The sequence below is a fragment of the Pantoea sp. SGAir0180 genome, assembly GCF_043546245.1.
Genome location: NZ_CP028071.1, coordinates 2,300,529 through 2,319,832 on the forward strand (window position 1 = coordinate 2,300,529; position 19,304 = coordinate 2,319,832).

Annotated in this window: 12 protein-coding genes; 4 read left to right on the forward strand and 8 right to left on the reverse strand. The window is 54.2% G+C overall.

All coding sequences use genetic code 11. From position 1 onward, the window contains the following. Positions 1-21: 21 nt before the first annotated feature. Complete coding sequence (gene pepN, locus C1N58_RS10790) at positions 22-2,637, reverse strand: aminopeptidase N (RefSeq protein WP_039341279.1); 2,616 nt, start codon at positions 2,635-2,637, stop codon at positions 22-24. Between the two features lie 241 nt (positions 2,638-2,878). On the opposite strand from pepN, the gene pncB reads away from it, so the two are divergent. From pncB to C1N58_RS10810, 4 genes are all read left to right on the forward strand, one after another. After that, entirely contained in the window at positions 2,879-4,084 is a 1,206-nt protein-coding gene (gene pncB / locus C1N58_RS10795) for a nicotinate phosphoribosyltransferase (RefSeq protein WP_006118645.1), read from the forward strand. Positions 4,085-4,241: 157 nt separating this feature from the next. Beyond that, a complete protein-coding gene (gene asnS, locus C1N58_RS10800; RefSeq protein ID WP_039341285.1) occupies positions 4,242-5,642 on the forward strand; it encodes an asparagine--tRNA ligase in 1,401 nt (466 codons plus the stop codon). Between the two features lie 300 nt (positions 5,643-5,942). After that, positions 5,943-7,121 carry a porin gene (locus C1N58_RS10805; RefSeq protein ID WP_006118643.1) on the forward strand — a complete coding sequence of 393 codons (1,179 nt, stop codon included), beginning with the start codon at positions 5,943-5,945 and terminating at the stop codon, positions 7,119-7,121. A 209-nt stretch (positions 7,122-7,330) separates the two neighbouring features. Continuing rightward, entirely contained in the window at positions 7,331-8,521 is a 1,191-nt protein-coding gene (locus tag C1N58_RS10810) for an amino acid aminotransferase (RefSeq protein WP_033737628.1), read from the forward strand. Positions 8,522-8,563: 42 nt separating this feature from the next. On the opposite strand, the gene C1N58_RS10815 is transcribed toward C1N58_RS10810, so the two are convergent. The 7 genes from C1N58_RS10815 to cmoM form a co-directional block, all read right to left on the reverse strand. Further along, positions 8,564-9,193, reverse strand: a complete 630-nt coding sequence (locus C1N58_RS10815; protein WP_033737629.1) for an MBL fold metallo-hydrolase — start codon at positions 9,191-9,193, stop codon at positions 8,564-8,566. 36 nt (positions 9,194-9,229) lie between these two features. Beyond that, positions 9,230-9,781, reverse strand: a complete 552-nt coding sequence (locus C1N58_RS10820; RefSeq protein WP_033737630.1) for a YcbK family protein — start codon at positions 9,779-9,781, stop codon at positions 9,230-9,232. Positions 9,782-9,968: 187 nt separating this feature from the next. Next, on the reverse strand, positions 9,969-11,783 hold the full coding sequence (gene ldtD / locus C1N58_RS10825) for a L,D-transpeptidase (RefSeq protein ID WP_394564170.1): 1,815 nt from the start codon (positions 11,781-11,783) through the stop codon (positions 9,969-9,971). Between the two features lie 169 nt (positions 11,784-11,952). Further along, positions 11,953-16,419, reverse strand: a complete 4,467-nt coding sequence (gene mukB, locus C1N58_RS10830) for a chromosome partition protein MukB (RefSeq protein ID WP_289366464.1) — start codon at positions 16,417-16,419, stop codon at positions 11,953-11,955. Beyond that, on the reverse strand, positions 16,416-17,141 hold the full coding sequence (mukE, locus tag C1N58_RS10835) for a chromosome partition protein MukE (protein ID WP_006118636.1): 726 nt from the start codon (positions 17,139-17,141) through the stop codon (positions 16,416-16,418). The genes mukB and mukE overlap by 4 nt, the downstream gene beginning before the upstream one ends. Next, positions 17,122-18,444, reverse strand: a complete 1,323-nt coding sequence (mukF, locus tag C1N58_RS10840) for a chromosome partition protein MukF (RefSeq protein ID WP_033737632.1) — start codon at positions 18,442-18,444, stop codon at positions 17,122-17,124. The genes mukE and mukF overlap by 20 nt, the downstream gene beginning before the upstream one ends. Then, on the reverse strand, positions 18,441-19,232 hold the full coding sequence (gene cmoM, locus C1N58_RS10845; protein ID WP_033737633.1) for a tRNA uridine 5-oxyacetic acid(34) methyltransferase CmoM: 792 nt from the start codon (positions 19,230-19,232) through the stop codon (positions 18,441-18,443). The genes mukF and cmoM overlap by 4 nt, the downstream gene beginning before the upstream one ends. Positions 19,233-19,304 lie beyond the last annotated feature (72 nt).

Sequence of the window (19,304 nt, forward strand, 5' to 3'; positions counted from 1 at the left end):
GCCATGGCCCGCCGTTTTTTATCAGGCGTTAAGCGCCTTGGTAATTTTCTCGTACAGATCGCCCGACAGTTTCTCCAGACCCTGTAGCTGCTCCAGCGCCTGGCGCATCAGCGCCTGACGGCGAGTATCGTAACGTTTCAGACGAATCAATGGCTCAATCATGCGCGACGCAACCTGCGGATTTCGGGTATTTAAATCCGTCAACATCTCGACCAGGAAGCGATAGCCGCTGCCATCTTCGGCATGGAAGGCCGAGGGGTTCCCCGATGCGAAGGCACCGATCAATGAACGAATACGGTTGGGGTTCCCCATGCTGAACGAACGGTGCGACAGCAACCGGCGCACGTTAAGTAACGCATTCTGCGCCGGGCTGGTGGCCTGCAACATAAACCATTTGTCCATCACCAGGCCATCGCGATGCCAGCGATCGTCATAGTCAGCCAGTAAGGCGTCACGGCACGGCAACTGCGCCGCCACGGCGGCCGAGAGTGCCGCCAGGGAATCGGTCATATTATTCGCGCGCTGATACTGTGCCTGAACCAGTTTATCGGCCAGATCCATGTCACCAAACGCCAGATAGTACAGGCAGATGTTTTTCAGTGACCGTTTGCCTGTTTCCGCATGATCAACGTGATAGTCCGCCTGCTGATTGGCGTTATACACGGCAAAGAATTCATCCGCCAGTTCACGCGCCAGCGTACGGACCAACGCTTCGCGCACCAGCGCAATGGCCTGCGGATCGATAATCTCAAACAGCTCGGCAATTTCGTTCTCACTCGGCAATGTCAAAATCAGCGCCGTCAATGCCGGGTCGCTGTCTGCGTCAAGCAGCACGGTGCGGAAAGCATCGGCAACGTGCAGCGGCAGTGACAAATGCTGCCCCTGCTGATGACGCGCAACATTGAGACGTAAATAGGTTGCCAGCAGACTTTGCGCCGCATCCCAGCGGGAAAAATCGTTACTGGCATGGCGCATCAGGAAGGTGAGCTGGGCATCGCTCCACTTGTAATCAAGTTTCACAGGTGCGGAGAATTCACGCAGCAGTGACGGCACCGGCTGGAAATAGACGTTATCAAACGTAAACGTCTGGAACTCTTCCGTCACGTTCAGGACGTGATGCACAGGATGGCCATCGCGCTGCAACGGAATCACCTTGCCCTGGCCGTCATACAGTTCGATATCCAGCGGGATGTGTAGCGGCAGTTTTTCTTTCTGATCGGCTGTCGGTGGCGTGTGTTGCGTAACGTGCAACGTGTACTGCTCCAGTTCCGGATTGTAGTCGTCGCGTACCGTGACGGTTGGTGTACCTGACTGGCTGTACCAGCGGCGGAACTGAGACAGATCAACGCCAGACGCGTCTTCCATCGCCTGAACAAAATCATCGCAGGTGGCGGCGCTGCCGTCATGCCGTTTGAAGTACAGTTGCATCCCTTTCTGAAAGTTCTCCTCTCCCAGCAAGGTATGCATCATGCGGATCACTTCCGATCCTTTTTCATACACGGTTAAGGTGTAGAAATTATTCATTTCGATCACCTGATCCGGCCGGATCGGGTGCGCCATCGGACTGGCATCCTCAGCAAACTGCGCGCCGCGCATGATACGGACATTATCGATACGATTAACGGCGCGCGATCCCAGGTCTGAACTGAACTCCTGATCGCGGAAGACGGTCAGGCCCTCTTTGAGGCTCAACTGGAACCAGTCACGACAGGTGACGCGGTTGCCGGTCCAGTTGTGGAAATATTCATGGCCTATCACGGCCTCAATCCCCAGGTAATCTTTATCGGTTGCGGTTTCGGCTTTTGCCAGCACATATTTGGAGTTAAAGATGTTAAGCCCTTTATTCTCCATCGCGCCCATATTAAAGAAGTCCACCGCGACAATCATAAAGATGTCGAGGTCATACTCCAGGCCAAAGCGCTCTTCATCCCACTTCATGCTGTTTTTCAGCGAGGTCATTGCCCAGTCGGCGCGGTCCAGATTGCCTCTGTCAACAAAGATCTCCAGTGCGACATCACGCCCCGAACGCGTGGTAAAGCTGTCGCGCAGCACGTCAAAATCACCTGCCACCAGCGCAAACAGATAGCAGGGCTTCGGGAACGGATCCTGCCACTTCACCCAGTGACGTCCCTGCTCGTCATGACCACTGTCGATACGGTTGCCGTTCGACAACAGGAAAGGATAGCGGTTGCCATCGGCAATGATGGTGGTCGTGAAACGCGCCAGCACATCCGGCCGATCCAGATACCAGGTAATATGGCGGAAGCCTTCGGCTTCACATTGCGTACAAAGTGCCTCACCGGACTTGTACAATCCTTCAAGCGCGCTGTTGCGGTCAGGATGAATGTCATTCACGATTTTCAGCGTGAAACTGTCTGGCAACTGGCTGAGTACCAGTGCGCCTTCTTCCTCTTTATAAGCCGTCCAGGCCTGGCCATTAACTTCCAGCGAGATCAGGGTCAGATCTTCACCGTCCAGACGCAATTCAGCCCCGTTATCACCCTGGCGTTTAACCTGACTGATGGCCGTGACGCGCGTAGTCGACTCATCCAGTTCAAAGGTTAAATCAATATCGGTGATGGTATAATCGGGAGCCCGGTAATCGTGGCGATATTTTATTTTTGGCTGCTGCGTCATATTTCGTCTCGCAATGAATAGTTTACCCGTCAAAGTCTAAGCCTGATGCGTTAAGCTTGCCATGCGTAATGCATGTCGTGGGCAAAATGGCTACACTTTCTTAACAATGACACAATTCGGCCTCGACTCGCTATCCTGAAATATGCTGTGATCGCCGTCTGTTAGTGATTTATACTTTTGCGTCTTTGTGACGTTTAATACACCGGGCTCTGCGCCACCGAACAGGATGCCGAAACGCGCCATGACAGGACATGCTTCCCCGATACTGACTTCGCTGCTGGATACTGACGCGTATAAGCTTCATATGCAGCAAGCCGTCTTCCATCGCTACTATGATGTTACGGTAGCGGCGGAGTTTCGCTGCCGCAGCGATGAGTTACTGGGTTTTTATGCTGACGAAATCCGTGCAGCGATCAATGCCATGCAGACGCTGGCGCTGACCGACGCCGAATATGCCTGGTTATCTGACCTCCCCTTCTTTGCTGACGACTACCTTAACTGGCTGCGCAATTTTCGCTATGACCCCCAGCAGGTCGACGTGCAAAATCACAACGGCAAGCTGGCCATCCGAATTCAGGGGCCCTGGCGTGAGGTCATCATGTGGGAAGTTCCCCTGTTGGCTTTGATCAGCGAAGTGGTGCATCGCCATCGTACACCACACACCGGCAGTCAGCAGGCCGTGGACTTTCTGCACCAGAAACTGGCGACGTTCAAAACGCAAATTGCGGATACCGATATGTCACGTTTTCGGTTGATGGATTTTGGTACCCGTCGCCGCTATTCCCGGTCGGTGCAGGAAGCCATTGTCAGTACGCTGAAGCAGGACTTTCCCTGGCTGATGGGCACCAGCAACTATGATCTGGCCCGCCGTCTCGAACTGACACCTGTCGGCACGCAGGCGCACGAATGGTTTCAGGCTTTTCAGCAAATCAGTCCGGTGCTGGCGAACAGCCAGCGGGCCGCGTTACAGGCCTGGCTGGATGAATATGATGACAAACTAGGTATTGCGTTAACGGACTGCATCGCTATGGACGCCTTCCTGCGCGACTTCGGCCCGGTCTTCGCCCGCCGTTACCAGGGTTTACGCCATGATTCGGGCGACCCGGTTGAATGGGGTGAAAAAGCCCTGGCGCATTATCAGCAACTGGGCATAGATCCACAGAGTAAAACCCTGGTGTTCTCCGACAACCTGAATCTGGATAAAGCGCTGGCGCTCTATCGCCACTTTGGTCAGCGTACTCACGTGGTGTTTGGCATTGGCACCCGACTGACCTGCGATATTCCCGGCGTGACGCCACTCAATATTGTCATTAAGCTGGTGCAGTGTAACGGGAAGCCGGTTGCCAAGCTGTCAGACAGTCCGGGCAAAACCATTTGTCAGGATAAAGCCTTCGTCAGAGCCTTGAGAAAAGCCTTTGACCTGCCGCTGGTAAAAAAAGCCAGCTAAGCGCTATGTGACTGGGGCGCGCTGCGCCCCGCTTTCCTGGCAATAAATCTGCCCTTCCCCCTGAATTTTGCTTGTTTCCTGTTGACTCGCAAGTAACATAGCAACACCCCAGTCTGGGGAATTCATTCACACACTTCTTCTATATAGAGAGATATTTATGAGCGTAGTGCCTGTAGCGGATGTACTGCACGGTCGCGTCGCGGTTGACAGTGAAGTCACCGTACGTGGTTGGGTACGTACCCGAAGAGATTCAAAAGCCGGTCTGTCCTTTATCGCCGTGTATGACGGCTCCTGCTTTAATCCCGTTCAGGCCGTCGTCAATAATTCTCTGAATAATTACCAGGACGAAGTGCTGCGCCTGACTACCGGCTGCTCCGTCATTGTCACCGGTACCGTTGTGGCATCTCCGGGCCAGGGGCAGGCGTTTGAAATCCAGGCGACAAAGCTGGAGGTGGTAGGCTGGGTGGAAGATCCCGACAGCTATCCTATGGCGGCCAAACGTCACAGCATTGAGTATTTGCGTGAAGTGGCCCACCTGCGTCCACGCACGAACCTGATTGGTGCCGTAGCCCGTGTTCGTCACACGCTGGCGCAGGCGCTGCACCGTTTCTTCCATGAGAACGGCTATTTCTGGGTTTCTACGCCGCTGATTACCGCTTCCGATACCGAAGGTGCGGGTGAAATGTTCCGCGTATCAACGCTGGATCTGGAAAACCTGCCGCGTGACGATCAGGGCAAAGTCGACTTTTCAGAAGACTTCTTTGGTAAGGAAGCTTTCCTGACGGTATCCGGCCAGCTCAACGGCGAAACCTACGCCAGTGCGCTGTCAAAAATTTATACCTTTGGCCCCACCTTCCGGGCCGAAAACTCCAACACCAGCCGTCATCTCGCCGAATTCTGGATGCTGGAGCCGGAAATAGCCTTCGCCTCCCTGGATGATGCGGCCGATCTGGCGGAAGCCATGCTGAAGTATGTGTTTAAAGCCGTCCTGGAAGAACGTGCAGACGACATGGCGTTCTTTGCCGAGCGCGTTGATAACGACGCCATCGCTCGTCTGGAGCGCTTTGTTACCACAGACTTTGCGCAGGTCGACTATACCGATGCCGTCGAGATTCTGATGAACTGCGGCCAGACGTTTGAGAACCCTGTCTCCTGGGGCATTGATTTGTCTTCTGAGCATGAGCGTTACCTGGCGGAGAAACACTTCAAAGCGCCTGTCGTTGTGAAAAACTACCCGAAAGACATCAAAGCGTTCTACATGCGCCTTAACGAAGACGGTAAAACCGTGGCCGCAATGGATGTGTTAGCGCCTGGCATTGGTGAAATTATCGGCGGTTCACAGCGTGAAGAGCGTCTGGATGTACTGGATGCGCGTCTGGAAGAGATGGGGCTGAAAAAAGAGGATTACTGGTGGTATCGTGATCTGCGTCGCTATGGCACCGTTCCCCATTCCGGATTCGGATTAGGTTTCGAACGTTTAATCGCCTATGTCACAGGCGTACAAAATGTAAGAGATGTTATCCCGTTCCCACGCACGCCACGTAATGCGAGCTTCTGATTTTCAGCATTTAATATAAGAAATTCATATATATAAAGAGGTCGGCTTCGCCGGCCTTTTTTTATTTTTGTAAATTTTGATATGACTCACAAAGTTCCGTTATTTTTACATTTAGAAATACATTTTTTATCTTTGAAACAAGATTACGACTTTTGTAGCATTTTCGCAGTAGAATTACCCGATGGGGGATGGAAAGATGCGTGCAGACACAGGAGACACCAAACTTCTTTCAAGGTTCATGTAAAGATTTCTTGACGGCAGTGGCAGGTGTCCAAATAACTCCAATGAGGGTAATAAATAATGATGAAGCGCAACATTCTGGCAGTGGTTATCCCTGCTCTGCTCGCCGCTGGCGCAGCCAATGCAGCAGAAGTTTATAATAAAGACGGCAATAAGCTGGACCTGTACGGTAAAGTGGATGCGCGTCACCAGTTCTCTGATAACTCAGACGATGACGGCGATCAGACTTATATCCGCTTCGGCTTCAAAGGCGAAACCAAGATCAATGACCAGATGACCGGTTATGGTCAGTGGGAATACAACATCCAGGGTAATAACTCTGAAGGTTCTGACGCACAGAGCGGTAACAAAACCCGTCTGGGCTTCGCAGGTCTGAAATTCGGCGACGCTGGCTCAATCGACTACGGCCGTAACTACGGTGTGGTTTATGATGCAATCGGCTGGACCGATATGCTGCCAGTCTTCGGTGGTGACTCAGGTAACTCTGATAACTTTATGAATGGCCGTAGTGGTGGTCTGCTGACCTACCGCAACACCAATTTCTTTGGTCTGGTGGATGGCTGGAACTTTGCGCTTCAGTATCAGGGCAAAAATGAGAACTCAAACCGTAGTGATCGCAGAGCGAATGGCGATGGCTGGGGTGTGTCAACATCTTACACCTCGCCAATCGGCGTGGGCATTGTAGGTGCCTATAGCAGCAGCGATCGTACTAATTCTCAGGCTGCTGGTGGACAGACAACTTATTCTAACAATGGCAGCACCACTACCACTACTGACGTAACAGGTCAGGGTGCCGGTAAGCATGCCGAAAGCTGGGCAACTGCACTGAAGTATGATGCTAACAACATCTACTTAGCTGCCATGTATGGTGAAATGCGCAATGCCGCACCAATTTCATCTTCTTCTACTGGCAACTTTATTGCAAACAATGGTCAGACTTTCACCAACGCATCATTCGCTGGCTACGCTAACAAAGCGCAGATCATTGAACTGGTAGCACAATATCAGTTCGATTTTGGTCTGCGTCCGTCTCTGGCCTATGTCCAGTCTAAAGCGAAAGACATCGAAAATATCGGCGATGCTGACCTGTACAAATACTTCGATGTGGGCGCAACCTACTACTTCAACAAAAACATGGCCACCTACGTTGATTATAAAATCAACCAGCTGGACAAAAACAACCCACTGGGCATTCCTAACGACGACGTAGTCGGCCTGGGTGTGGTTTACCAGTTCTAAGTTTGTTGATGCAGTACAAAAAACGGAGCTTCGGCTCCGTTTTTTATTGCCTTTATTCAGCGCAGCCGCTATGTGGCCCCCTTCTCCCTATAAGTACCGGTAATTCTGCCGACCGGACAATGAATTTTATCGCAAACGGTTGGCATTTCGCCGTGCTGACGTTAACCTGATGCTTCATTTGCTAAAGTTCACGCTACTGGACCCGACTCATGTTTGAATCGATCTCTGCTGCACCTGCCGATCCTATCCTTGGCCTGGCCGATCTGTTTCGTGCCGATGACCGCCCGAATAAAATTAATCTCGGTATTGGCGTTTATAAAGATGAAACCGGGAAAACCCCGGTGCTCACCAGCGTTAAAAAAGCAGAGCAATATCTGCTGGAAAACGAGACCAGCAAAAATTACCTGAGCATTGACGGTCTGCCGGATTTCGCACACTGCACTCAGGAATTGTTATTTGGTAAAGGCAACGCCCTGATTTCGGCGGGCCGCGTACGTTCCGCGCAGACGCCAGGCGGGACAGGTGCACTGCGTGTCGCTGCGGATTTTCTGGCCACACAGACGTCGGTGAAGCGCGTATGGGTCAGCAACCCGAGCTGGCCGAACCATAAAAACGTGTTTAACGCCGCGGGTCTCGAGGTGTGTGAATACTCGTATTATGATGCGGTCAACCATACGCTGGACTTTGACAGCATGCTGGCCTCGCTGAAAGAGGTTAAAGCCGGTGATGTGGTGCTGTTCCACGGCTGCTGCCATAACCCAACCGGTATCGATCCGACAGCAGAGCAGTGGCAACAGCTGGCTGCGCTTTCCAAAGCCAATGGCTGGTTGCCGCTGTTTGACTTCGCCTATCAGGGCTTTGCCCGTGGGCTGGAAGAAGATGCAGCAGGTCTGCGCCTGTTTGCGGCCAGCCATCAGGAGCTGATTGTGGCCAGTTCCTATTCCAAAAACTTTGGTCTGTATAATGAACGCGTGGGTGCGATTACGCTGGTGGCGAGCGATGCAGCCACGGCCGATACCGCCTTCAGTCAGGTGAAGTACACGATTCGCGCGAACTACTCTAACCCACCGTCACACGGTGCGGCAGTGGTTGCAACCATCCTGGGAAATGACGCGCTCCGTACCATCTGGCAGCAGGAGTTGTCCGATATGCGTCAGCGTATCCAGCGCATGCGTCAGCTGTTTGTGAATACGCTGGCGGAAAAAGGGGCGCAGCAGGATTTCAGCTTTATCATTAAGCAGAACGGTATGTTCTCGTTCAGCGGGCTGACCAAAGATCAGGTCATTCGTCTGCGTGAAGAGTTTGGCGTATATGCGGTGAACTCAGGCCGGGTGAACGTGGCCGGGATGACGCCCGATAATATGTCTGCCCTGTGTGAAGCGATTGTCGCCGTGCTGTAATCCTGTCCTTATGAAAAAAAATGGGCCTGACTGGCCCATTTTTTATTGCAGAAAAGGATTCGTCAGACGTTCACGACCTAAAGTGGATAGCGGACCGTGACCGGGCAAAAACGTCACATCATCTCCCAGCGGCAACACTTTGTTTTTGATGGCATCAATCAGATGCTGATGGTTACCCTGCGGAAAGTCGGTGCGTCCTACACCACCGTTAAAGATCACATCACCGGAAACCAGTAAACGCCCCTGTCGGTCAAAAAACACGATATGGCCTGGCGTATGACCGGGACAGTGCAGAACCTCAAGATTAACCTGACCAACCTGAACAGTGTCCCCCTCTTCCAGCCAGCGATCGGGCGTAAGCGGCGCGCAGTACTCAAGTCCAAACATCTGGCTCTGCGTGGGCAATGCCTCAAGCCAGAACGCATCCTGTTTGTGCGGGCCTACCAGCGGTATGTTCCAGCAGGCCGCCAGTTCCGCCGCGGCCCCGACATGATCAAGATGACCATGCGTCAGCAGGATCTGACCAGGCGTTAAATCAAGCTGTTCCAGCGTTTGCCTGATTGTATCGGCGTCACCCCCCGGATCCACAATCGCAGATTCACGTGTGGTGTCGCACCAGATAACCGAACAGTTCTGCGCGAAGGCGGTAACGGGGATAATGTGATAATTCATAACGCTCCATGGTCGGCACCCGCAGCGTTGCCGACGTTACGACCAGTGCCTGACCGGACCGGTATCAATATGTACAAAGTTGCTGCTGGGGTAATATCCTACACCACCCGCCCGCATTTTTAACGCGGCTTTCCGGACATTCGCCAGACTAATCCCCTCAATATGGAAATCCATCGCCTGACCTTTGGTGTGGTAGCTGTGTTTGGCGACACCAGGACCAGATTCGCGCAGCATATTATTGGTGGCCAGAGTGCGGTAGCCCGAGATCAGCTGAACGGGCTTACGCGTTTCCAGCAGCGCCTGGAGGCGGTAGAGCTGATCGAAAAGGTGGGGATCGATACTTTTGATTTTATTGGCGCGGTAGTCACGGAAAAAATGGTTAAGACGCGATAACTCGCTCTTGTCGTAACTTTTACCGTTGAAGAATTCTGTTTTGAGGGTTTCACCCGTGTGAAGGTTATTCAGCGTTAAGACGCGCGGTCGTGACGTAGAGAGTGAAGCCATCGCTGACGTCGGCAACAAAGCCAGTCCCGCAGCGGCACTTCCGCAAAACAACAGTTTGCGACGGACAGAATCAATTGTAGACATGAAGCGTTTTACCTGAGAACAGAGCCAATGACACGTGCAAAAAACGCACTGGCGGAACCATAACTTTCTCGCGGTAGCACGTCAACCCATGTCTGGCAAGTTTGGAAGACGGCGCCTCATCGGAGGCACCGGCTTTCTCAGGTCATCTTCCTGCGCGCAATGCGCACTTACGGTTAAAAATCAACCGTTAGAGGAGCAACTGCTGCGCGCGACTCAGCACCAGACTCCCGGAACGGGCCGTATTATCATAATTGTAAATATCTGTACGAAACTGCGTTTTACCATCATCCGCGACCCAGGCGGTTAAATAATACAGGTTAACCGGTATCCGATGGCGAATAGGCACATAGCGCGTATCACCCTGTTTTAACGTCCCCGAGATACGGGCATCATTCCAGCCTACATCCTGCAGCAGAATGCCCGCTAGTTCAGACGCTTTGTTGACCCGCACGCAGCCCGAGCTGAGTGCGCGAATATCGCGCTGGAACAGATTATGATTGGGCGTGTCGTGCAAATAGATAGCATCTGAACTGGGCATATTAAATTTGAAACGGCCCAGTGAATTGGTCTGCCCCGGCGCCTGACGAATTCGGTACGGGAACGACGAGGCAGACACCATGCTCCAGTCGATCATGGTGGGATCGATCACCTCCGCATCCGCACTCCAGCCCGACAGCAGGGTATATCCATGCTTATACAGGTACGTCGGGTCCTGTTTCACTTTTGGAATGATGTCCTGGCGCACCAGCGTGGTAGGCACATTCCAGGGCGGATTCAGCACCACGTTGTTGAGCGCGCTGCGCATCAGTGGCGTTTTACGGTCTGGCCGGCCCACAATCACCCGCGATGTCAGCACCCGGGTGCCGTTGTTGTAATAATTCAACGAGTAATTGGGAATGTTGACCATAATGCCGTTGTGCATATCATCCGGCAGCAAACGCAGGCGTTGAATGTTCAGCGCCAGCAGGGCGGCACGTTGCTGAGGTGACACATTCAGCCATTCACGTGTACGCGGACCAATGGCTCCATCCGCGTCCAGCCCCTGCCACTGTTGAAAGCGTTTTACCGCTGCGACCAGATTATCGTCATAGACATTGACGCCACTTGTCGCCGTAGGTGCCACTTGTACGTTGTCCGGCGCGCCTGGCGGTGGCGGCGGAATAGCGTTCACGGCAACGGCAGACGGGCTGACCGCGACAGGTTCACTGTGGCTGACCGTAACTGGCGCAGTAGGAACCGCATCGTCATTCGGCGCAGGTGCCGTCGCTTGTGCACTTAACATACCGCTGCGCCGCAGGATTTCCCGCAGTGCCGGTACATCATCACTGACCTGACCGGGCCTTACCGTGCCGCGATTTTTGATTTGCGGCCACGGCTGTTTATCGTTAAGCAGGTTTATTAACGCTTTGTGCATTAAGGGATACTGCGGATGTTGCGGTTCCAGCGAATTCACAAAGGCCGCTGCCCGCCCCGCATTCACGGCGTTTTGCCAGGCATTAATGACGGACACCGACGGCACAGCCAACTTATAGGGCACCGTACTGTAGAGCCACGTTTCCCCCTGTGCGGGAACCGATGAGACAAACTGCAGATAACCCAGCATGGCATCGGACAGTGTCACATCGCGGGCGAATCCGGTAATGGATGGATCGGTCAGACGCTCCACCCACCGGGTAAATTGTGGCTGGACGCCGGATAACGCTACCTCAGCCAGCTGCTGCTGAAACTTCTGCACGGCGTCATGATCCTGCCAGATCGGTTGCATATTTCGTGCGGCATACAGGGCGGCCATTGAAGCACCGTAAAAAGGCTGACTGTCACTGGCAAACGCCTGGCGAATTTTTTGCTGACTGGCAGAAACAGAGGTGGTGGCCTGGGTCGAATGGACACCGGGCATGGCCGCGATGATAGCCGCCTGGGACGGCACGCACGGACTCAGGGCAAGTGCCAGCACCAGCCATGAACTAACCTGATGAATTGTTAAGCCTTTATTCAGTAACATCCCTGCCCCCTTCATTAATCTACCGCGCAGCCTGAGAGGAAAAAGCTGCAATCGGGCTGTTACTCATATGACTGAGTATACAAACAAAAACGGCATTTGCCTCCTGCGACAAATGCCGTTACCAGATTAACCAATGGCGCTGTTTTTGACTATCCTTGCCGCACGAATATTATGTCGTCGTTTCACTGGCCGAATCGGCTTCACTGCCGCGTTTGGCAGGCAGCGGATCGGCGGCGAAACCCCGTAATCCCACGACATGAACGTGTTCCGTGTTGTTAAACACCTTACGCATCAGTTTGTAGGTCGTGCCCTTCTCAGGACTGATGTTCTCAGGTGCAGCGATGACCAGTTGCATCTCCAGGCGCTCACAGAGTTCAAACAGCGTGGCGATTGAACGCGCATCCAGACGGGCGGCTTCATCCAGGAACAGCAAGCGGCAGGGTGAGATATCTTTCCCACGCAGACGGCGTGATTCCTCTTCCCAGCTCTGCACGACCATGACCAGGATCGACATACCGGTACCAATCGCTTCACCGGTAGAGAGCGCACCACTTTCTGCACGCAGCCAGCCATCGGAGCCACGATTCACCTCGACTTCCATCTCCAGGTAGTTACGGTAATCCAGCAGTTCTTCACCAATTGTCTGCGGCGTGCGCTGTCCCATATCAATCTGTGGATTGAGGCGTTGATACAGTTTTGCCAGCGCTTCCGAGAAGGTCAGTCGGTTGCTGTTAAACAGATCCTGATGCTGTTCATGCTCCTCGGACAAGGTATCGAGCAGCATCGCGTGTGTTTCCCGCACGTTCACGTTGAGCCGCACGCTGCGTACCTGTCCAAAGCTGACGGTCTGTAACCCCTGGTTCAGCTGGCGAATACGGTTCTGTTCACGCTGAATCGTTTTGCGAATAATGTTCGCCACGCTGCGTGAACTGATGGCCAGCGTTTGCTCGCGGGCAGTCAGCTCTTCCGTCAGACGGTTCAGCTCGATTTCCATCTGTTCGATGGCTTCAACCGGATCGTCGGTACGGATAATGTCCTGACGGATACGTTCGCGCAGATGCTGATACACGGCGATAAAGAACTGAATTTTACGCTCTGGCCGTTTGGGATCTTCCGACAGGCGCAGCACATCGCGCAGGTGTTCGTTATCCGCCACCGCCAGGCGCAGCGCACCGAGTGCCTTATCCGACATTGAACGCAGCTCATCCGCGCTCAGGTAAGCCAGTTCCCGACGATGCAGACGCCGCTCCACGCCATTGTCCTTCACCAGACGGAGCACCATGCACCAGCCTGCTTTGGCACTGACCACCTGTTCGCGGATCTGATGATAGTTGCGCTCAAGCTGGCGCAGTTTCTTCTGCAGATTGTCCATTTCGGCTTCGCAGAAGGTGAGCTGTTTCTCCAGTTGGTTACGACGGGCACGATTGTGACTGAGCGCGGTATACAGTTCGTCACGGCGGATACGGGCGCGTTCTTCCGCGCTGGCATCCGCCTGCACACCGATATCCTGCATCTCCTGCTGCAACTCTTTCAGCATGTCGCGTTTCGCGTCATAAGCGCTTTTCAGCGATGCCAGCACCTGAGAATACTGGGTCAGCTGCGACTGATGGGCACGCAGGCGCTCACGGCAGCGGCTGCGCTCCGCTTCCGCCTGCTCCAGACGCTGGCGCAGCTTATCACTCAGATCGGTGTTGCCACCGAGCATACTGGCCGAGTCGTCATAGCTGAAGTGAGCGCGACGCTGTACCACCTCGGTCAGCGCAAAAGCCTGCTGACGCGCGCGTTGCTGCTGCTGCTGTGCATGCTGGTAATCTGCCTGCAACTGGTCGTGCTGTTCCGGATCGCTCTGCAGCACCGCCAGCATCGGTTCAAGTTTGGCCAGCTTCGCCCCATGCTGATGGAGGAAGCGTGCGGCTTCCTGCGCGTCTTCCACCTGCTCACGGATCTCTTCACAACGGTCTGCCAGCGTGTCGTCCAGTAACAGATTCACGCGCGGCAACAGGCGGTTAAGCTGCGCAACGCCCTCTTTGGCCAGGTCAAACTGCTGACGTTGCTGCTGATTGTTGCTTTCATGCTGGTTGAGCGCACGTTCCAGCTCACCCCGACGGGCGCCGAGCTGACGAATCTGCGCTTCGGGATCGTCATCAAAGGCGACCGCCAGATGGCTACCGATAAAACGGCTGAATGACTGATGAAGCCGCTGCGTCTTTTGAACGTCAAACGACAGGGTGGCATACCGTTCCGCCAGACGATCGCGTTCGTTATTGAGCAACTCCAGCTGGTTTTCGCGTGCCGCCCGGCCGAAAAGCGGGATTTTAGGGAAGCGGGAATAGCGCCACTGGCGCTCGGCCACCTTGACCACGACGGCATTTTGTAACTCGTCGACGCTGAACACGCTGTCATCAAAGGATTGCGGATCGCCCTCGATCAAATAGAGATCTTCCGGGCACTCTTCCAGGCCATCCAGTTGCTCACGCACCAGCGAAAGATCGGGCACCACAATGGCGTGACGTGACGGGCCGTACAGGGCGGAGAAGTAAGGCGCATCGTCGAGCGTGACATCGTCATAAATCTCAGACAGCAGCACACCGCCAAAGCGTTCGGCCAGCTGGTTCAGTCGCGGATCTTCCGCACCGCCCGGCTGGCTCAAGCGCTCAATCTGCTGCTCAATTTCACGTTTCCTTGCGGCCACTTCATCACGTTCAACAGTGGTTTCACGTTCCCGCTCCAGCAGCTGCTGCATGTATTCCGTAACGTCCTGGCTGCTGGTCAACGCCTGACCGGTTTGCTCGCTGAGCTGCGTCAGGATTTCTTGCGCAGCCAGCCAGTGCGGCGCACGCGCGGTCAACGTTGCGATGCGCTGACGGAGCTGTTCCAGCTCCTGACGCATCAACATACGCTGTTCGCCCGCATCGGCAACGCTGCTGTTCAGCTGCTCGATTTGGGCTTCCAGTTCACGCTGCAATCCTTCCAGCGCATCAGGCTCATATTGCTGCCCCTGACGCTTGCAGAATTCCGCCAGCAGACGTTCTGCCTCCTGCTGCTCGCGCAGGCGCTGTTCAAGTTCGCTCAGACGCAGGCGCAGTGAAGCAAGCTGATCGGCGTGGTGACGCTGATTGCTGGCATCACGCAGGAGATCGCGCCCGACTTGCCAGGCCTCTTTACGGCTGACCTCACCGGCAATGCTGGTCACCAGCGATAAGGCCTGTTCAAACTGACTGTGCGCCGCTTCGGCCACACTCAGTTTCTGCTCCAGGCGCAACAACTGCCCGGTTGCTTCTTCTTCTTTGGCCTGGAAGCTGGCCTGCCATTCCGCCGCGTTGTCAATGTTCAGCTCAGGCAATTCACACAGCGAACGCGCACGTTCCAGAGCCTGTAACGCCTGCTGATACTGAATGGCACGGGTTTGCTGCACGTCCAGCGCCTGCTGAAAATCGGCCAGCTGACTTTTCAGCTCATCCACTTCCAGTTCGGCCGCTTCAGCACGGGCTTCATTTTCTTCCTGGATTTCACGCGCTTCGGCCACGACTTCACTCTGTTCTTCCAGGCGAAGTGTCAGATCCTCGATATCACTGTCATAACGGGTAATTTTTTCCTGCTGGCGCATTGCCGTCTGCACCAGATTCAGGTGATCGCTGGCCGCCTGATAATCGATTTCAAGATCGTTCTCTGCCCCGCTGTGTTCAGCCAGCTCTCGTGCCATTTCCACGTGGCGATACTGCTCCGACGCCAGCTGCTTGCGGCTGGTGAACAGTTCATTGCGCAGCTGTAGTGCGCTATCCAGGTGGATGCGTCGTTCATTGGCATGACGCATATAGTCGGCCGATACATAGCTGGTGGCTTCAGAAATCAGGTGCTTAAACAGATCGCGATCAGACTGGGTTACGCGGATCGCTTCCAGCGTCATACGGTTCTCGCGCAGCGCAGCTTCCATGTCCTGGAACGCTTTACGCACGCCACTGTTTTCAGGCAACAGATAATCGCGCAGAGAACGGGTGATGGCGCTGGAGATACCGCCGTACAGAGAGGCTTCAATCAGGCGATAAAACTTACTGCGGTCGCTGGCGGTACGCAGACGACGCGGCACAATCCCCAGATCAAACATCATCGCGTGATAGTCCGTTACCGAGCTGTACTGCCGATACTGGACACCGTCCAGCGCCTCGACGCGTTCTTTGACCTCGTTAAGCGGTAACACGCGCGCCTGACGGCTGTTCAGAATTTCCGTGAGCATGTCCGTGGGCAGTGTATCCGTGGGCAGGCCATGGATACTAAAGGGCTTGATATCAACCTTTTTGTCACGTCCTGCCACCTGCTGTAACCGGACCCCGACCACCACACGTTGATGGCGTGAGTTCACTACGTCCAGCATCGCGTAGCAGACGCCTGCCCGCAGTTTACCGTGCAGGCCTTTATCGCGTGAGCCTGAGGTTGCGCCCGCTTCGGTGGTGTTACGGAAATGCAGCAGGGTTAAGTCAGGAATCAGCGCCGTGACAAAGGCCGCCATTGTGGTGGACTTACCTGCCCCGTTCCCGCCCGACAGCGTGGTGACCAGTTCATCCAGATCAAAGGTTCGGGCAAAAAACCCGTTCCAGTTGATCAGGGTTAGCGAACGAAATTTGCCGCGTTCAATCATGCCTGCTCTTCCTCCGCGATATCACCCGCATCGCTGTCATTCTCTTCACTGTCATCAGCCTCTGTGGCTGCCGTCGTGTTGTCCAGCAACATCGCTTCGCCATCGCGGATCAGGCGCAGTTGCGCTTCACGCGCATCATCACCGCTACGGACATCGGCACCAAAGCGGAAGACAGACTCGGTAATACGAAACTTGCTGCTGTCGTTGCCAAAAAACCACACCATGCCCAGACGGCGCAGGCGGCTTAAGGACGCACGCATTTTTTCCTGTAACTTAGCCCGATCGAGATCCGACCCGGTTGAACGCTGGTTAACCAGCTTCAGCAGCTTGCTTTCGTCCGCCAGGGACAGCAGTTCATCATAGAGTTCCTGTTGCGTGAAAATGCCTTCATTCGCCAGGCGTTCCGGGCTGAGATACAGATAGCAGAGGATTTTCCCGACCATCATGTCCAGTTCGGAAAGCACGGAACGGGGAATCAGCGTGGTTGAGCGTGGACGCAGATAGAAAAAGCCCTCTGGAGCACGAATCAGCTCAACGTTGTAGCGCGTGTAAAACTCTTCCAGATACTGCTGGTAATCCATCAGAAAAGCGTGGTTATCCAGCTCTTCAATGCCAATATGGCGACCGGCACGTAACTGGCTGTCCAGCGCCGGAAAAATCGGATTTGCCAGTGCCTGTGCCAGCTTAACCGGCATCACTTGTTCAATATTTGTCGATGACATGTGCCTGCACCTTGGCTCCGTAATCATTAATGGCTTGCCATTCCACAGGCAAACCGGCTAAATCGGCTTCCGCTACACCTAATCGCACCGCCTGGTCCACGACAATGCGCGCAAGGTCGAAGTGACGCGCGCGCGGGTACTGGGCCAGATAGTCGCGCATGACGGCGGCGAGGTTAAGCGGTTTTTGCTGCGTTTTATAAATCGTTAAGGCTTCTTCGATCATGGCCGCCAGCTGCTCGCGAATTTCATTAAATTCTTCGAACTCCAGTTCAGCAGGCAATTCGCCCATCACTTCGTCATTACGCAGCGTCAGCTCATCGTCACGCATATCGTAAAGACGTTCGGCATTGGCATAAGTCAGCGCCCAGGGTGAGTCAAAATAGTTCTGTACGGATACGCGCAGGCGCTGGGCAAAAACACGGTTTTTGTCCATGTCGATAGCGGTGCGGATAAATTTATGCACGTGGCGGTCATAACCAATCCACAGGTCAATGGCCTGCTGCCCCCAACTGGTGATGCGGTCGAGTTTACTTTGCAGATCGAACACCAGTTTATCGACGAAGCCCAAATCCGGGCTGTCCAGCGTCGCGTCCTGAATACGCAGCAGATTTTCCTGGAGTTTGTCACCGGCCGCTTCCAGCGTATCCTGCAATTCACGCAGCGTACCGGAAGTTTCCGACAGTAACATTTCACAGCTTGAAATCGCGGCGCGCCAGTCTTTATTCAGTAGCTCCGCAATATCCGCTTTCACCGCCTGCTGCTGCTCATCCATCAGGCGTTGCGTCATATCAATGCTGTCGAAGATTTCGGCTACGGAGTATTTCAGCGGCGCGAATACGTTACGATGCCAGTGAAATTCATCGCCATTCTCCTGCGCCGCGTCGGCGGCACGCTTAAGTTCAGCGGCAACGATAGAAAGCTGCATGGAAAGCCGCAGCGTGGAGAACTCGCGCTGGCGGATATAGTAATCCGTGATGCCGATGGCCAGCGGCGTCAGACGATAAATTGCATTGCCTTCAGTTAATTCACTGGTGAAACGGTTCAACAGGCGCTGACGCACCATATCATTGATGGCGTTGTTGGCCCGCACCAGTACGGTTTCGCTGGTTTGTTCAAACGCTTTGCTGACATGACGAAACGCATCGACCAGGTCACCTTCACTCATTTCTCCGTCCATGCGCTCGCCATTCAGCGTGGCGATGGCCAGCAAAAAAGCCAGACGTTCAACGGGCAGCGCAAGGGAGAAGTCGTTCTTGCGCGCCCAGGATACCAGCTCCGGTACCGTCTGGGAAAATTCACTCATAATTCGTCCTTCTGCCCGGGTTTGCGCGCGGTCACGTGGATGTAACGCCCTAAGCTTAAAAAGGGTTCCTGACGGCAAAAACGCCGCTCCATCTCAATGATTTCGTCGTCGCTTTTTGGCTCGCCTTTAGGCGGCTTCATATAGTCGCTGAACACCCGAATCCCGGCACGCTGTTCAATCTGGAAACCGCAGGCCTGTAACCAGCGTGACACATCGTCAGGATCGCGCGGATAGTCCGGTGACAGCGTGCGCTTCTTACGCTTGGTTAAGTTGGTACGAAGGTAACCAAAATTGCCCAGCGTCAGGGTGCGTAATGTTAACCCATGCAGGTTATAAAACATCAATGACAGCACGCCTCCCGGCCGCAATGTATCAAACAGGGCTTTCAGCACAGTTTCCGGTTCAGCGACCCATTCAAGCACAGCGTGAAACAATACCAGATCCACCGGCTTATCCAAATGTTCACCGACCTGCTGCGCGCTAATTTGTTTGAATTGCATGTTATGGCTCACACCCAGCGCATCCGCATTTTCCTGGGCACGGCGCAACATTTCACCTGAGAGGTCGCACAGCAGAATCTGATGGCCCCGCGCGGCCAGTCCACTGGAAATTTGCCCAATGCCACCGCCCGCATCCAGCACGTTCAGTGAGGGAGACGAGGACGTCAGGCTGGGAAGCAAGGCTTCAAGCTCATCCCAGACGATTGCCTGACGCACCCGGCCTTTGGTGGTGCCGTAAATATTTTGCGAAAATTTATCCGCGAGATCGTCAAAGTTACGATCCTGCATGGCATGGACTCCGGTATGCTGCGGTAAAACGTATGCTATTTTGTCACAGGTGCCGTAAGAATGAAGCTTTCA